We start from the raw sequence: 2,851 nt of genomic DNA, 5'->3' as shown, positions 1-2,851 counted from the left end.
CGCTCGTGCGAGAGGAGCGCGAACTCCTCCATCTCGGAGCGCGAGAGGTCCCACTTCTCCGCGATCATCTCCGCGGAGCGGAACTGGCTGACCTCCTGGTCGCCGTACCTCGCCTGCCAGCCCGGCGACTCCGCGAACGGCGTCGAGAAGCCGTACTGCTGCCCGACGATCATCGCCGCCGAGATCGGGATCGCGCTCATGTTCTGCACGCCGCCGGCGACGACGAGGTCCTGGGTGCCGGACATGACGCCCTGCGCGGCGAAGTGCACCGCCTGCTGGGACGACCCGCACTGCCGGTCGATCGTCACGCCCGGCACGTGGTCGGGCAGCCCCGCGACCAGCCAGGCGGTGCGCGCCACGTCACCGGCCTGCGAGCCGATCGTGTCGCAGCAGCCGAGGATCACGTCGTCGACGGCGCCCGGGTCGATCCCGGTGCGCCGCACCAGCGCGCCGATCGAGTGCGCGGCCAGGTCGGCGGAGTGGACGCCGGCCAGCGCTCCCCCGCGCTTGCCGACCGGGGTGCGGACGGCGTCGACGATGTAGGCCACGCTCATGACTGGATCCCTTCGAGCAGGATGGACAGGTACTGTCGCGCGATCTCGGTGTGCGTGCGCCGGCCGCCGGGGCGGTACCAGGACACGGCGACCCAGACGGTGTCGCGGATGAAGCGGTAGGTCAGCTCCAGGTCCAGGTCGTCGCGCAGGACGCCGGCCTCGACGCCGCTGCGCAGCAGCGTCAACCAGACGTCACGGGACTGCCGGTTGCGGTCGGCCAGGTAGGAGAACCGGTCGAACGTCAGCAGGTAGGCGGCCTCGTTCTGGAAGATCGCCACCTCGTCGCGGTGCTTGTCGATCGCCTCGAACGACACGACCACGGCCCGCTCGAGCTTGGACCGGGGGTCGAGGTCGCTGGCGATGATGTCGTCGTACTGGCCGAACAGCTCCTCCTGGAACGTCCGCAGGATCTCGTCGACCATCGACTCCTTGGAGTCGAAGTGGTGGTAGAGGCTCCCCGAGAGGATGCCGGCCGCGTCGGCGATGTCGCGCACCGTGGTGTTCTTGAAGCCTTTCTCGGCGAACAGGCCGGCGGCGATGCCGAGCAGCTCGGTGCGGCGGGAGTGGATGGCGGGTTCGGTCGTCGGAACCATGGTCCTAGCCTCGCTGACTGCTCACGGAGACCACCTCACCGGTCATGTACGACGAGTAGTCGCTCGCCAGGAACACCATCACGTTCGCGACCTCCCAGGGCTCGGCGGCCCGGCCGAACGCCTCACGGCCCTTCAGCTCGTCCAGCAGCTCGTCGGAGGTGACCTTGGCCAGGAACGGGTGCATCGCCAGGCTCGGTGCGACCGCGTTGACGCGGATGCCGTGCGGGGCGAGATCGAGGGCGGCACACCGGGTCAGCGCCATCACGCCCGCCTTGGCAGCCGCATAGTGGGCCTGGCCCTCCTGCGCCCGCCAGCCGATCACCGAGGCGTTGTTGACGATCACCCCGGGCCGGCCGGCCGCCGTCATCCGCTGCCCGGCGGCGCGCACGCAGCGGAACGTGCCGGTCAGCGTGATGTCGAGGACGCGCAGCCACTGCTCGTCGGTCATCTCCAGCACGCTCGCCGTGCCGCCGAGCCCGGCGTTGTTGACCATCACGTCGACCCCGCCGAGCTGGTCGGCGATGTCCAGCAGCGCCTGCACCTGCGCTTCGTCGGTGACGTCGCAGACCTGCTGGCGCACCCGCTCGGCGCCGTACTCCGCCGCCAGCGACTCCTCGGCCTCGGCGAGCCGGCGCTCGTGGGTGTCGCTGAACACCACGGTCCGGGCACCCTCCTCGAGCGCCCGGCGCACGACCGAAGCGCCGATGCCGGCGCCGGCCGCGGCGGTGACGACCACGACCCTGCCGTCGAGCAGTCCGTGTCCGGGGACGTAGGTGGGGACGGTGGCGGGCGCGGTCATCCGCGGGGCTCCTTCGGTAGGCCGAGCACGCGCTCGGCGAGGATGTTGCGCTGGACCTCGTCGCTGCCGCCGTAGATCGTGTCGGCGCGCGAGAACAGGAAGAGCCGCTGCCAGCGGTCGAGCTCGTACGGCGCACCGGCGGTCAGCCCGCCCGTGCCGGCGACGTCCATCGCGACCTCGCCGAGCCGCCGGTGCCAGCCGGCCCACACGAGCTTGAACACCGAGGCGGAGCCGGGGTCGGTCGTGGCGAGGCCGCGCAGCGCCTGGAAGCGCATCACCTCGAGCTCCACCTGCAAGCCGGCCAGCCGGTCGCGCAGCACGGCATCGTCGATCGCGCCGGTCTCGCGGGCGAGCTCCACGACGCCGGACAGCTCTCGTGCGAAGCCGACGACCTGGCCCAGGACGGACACGCCGCGCTCGAACCCGAGCAGCGCCATCGCCACCCGCCACCCCTCCCCCGGCTCGCCGACCACGAGGTCGGCGGCGGTCCGCGCCCCGGTGAAGAAGACCTCGTTGAACTCGGATCCGCCGGTCAGCTGCTCGATCGGGCGGATCTCGACGCCGTCCTGATCGAGCGGCACGAGCAGGAACGACAGGCCGTGGTGGCGACTCGAGCCGGGCTCGGTCCGGCACACGACGAACGCCCATTGGCTGAGGTGGGCGTTGGACGTCCACACCTTCTGCCCGTCGATGACCCACTCGTCGCCGTCCCGCCGCGCCCTGGTCTGCACGTTGGCGAGGTCGGACCCGGCGTCGGGCTCGGAGTAGCCCTGGGCCCACAGCTCCTCGACCGCGACGATCTTCGGCAAGAAGCGCTCCTTCTGCGCGGGCGTGCCGAAGGCGATCAGCGTCGGACCGAGCAGCTCCTCGCCGAGGTGGTTGACCCGCCCCGGCGCGTCGGCGCG

General features: G+C 71.5%; 4 protein-coding genes. All 4 read right to left on the bottom strand.

The window, feature by feature from the left end:
- Nucleotides 1-554, bottom strand: a 554-nt coding sequence (locus tag VGD85_RS20920) for a beta-ketoacyl synthase N-terminal-like domain-containing protein (protein ID WP_331065363.1), incomplete at its 3' end; no start/stop codon positions are given.
- On the bottom strand, nucleotides 551-1,147 hold the full coding sequence (locus tag VGD85_RS20915; RefSeq protein ID WP_331065362.1) for a TetR/AcrR family transcriptional regulator: 597 nt from the start codon (nucleotides 1,145-1,147) through the stop codon (nucleotides 551-553). The genes VGD85_RS20920 and VGD85_RS20915, both read right to left, overlap by 4 nt.
- Nucleotides 1,148-1,151: 4 nt before the next feature.
- Entirely contained in the window at nucleotides 1,152-1,946 is a 795-nt protein-coding gene (locus tag VGD85_RS20910) for an SDR family oxidoreductase (protein ID WP_331065361.1), read from the bottom strand.
- A partial coding sequence (locus VGD85_RS20905) for an acyl-CoA dehydrogenase family protein (RefSeq protein WP_331065360.1) occupies nucleotides 1,943-2,851 on the bottom strand: 909 nt, incomplete at its 5' end. The genes VGD85_RS20910 and VGD85_RS20905, both read right to left, overlap by 4 nt.

Source organism: Nocardioides sp. (assembly GCF_036401255.1).
Classification (GTDB): Bacteria; Actinomycetota; Actinomycetes; order Propionibacteriales; family Nocardioidaceae; genus Nocardioides.
Note: the sequence above shows the minus strand (reverse complement) of the source record. Positions and strands in the feature narration are given on the sequence as shown.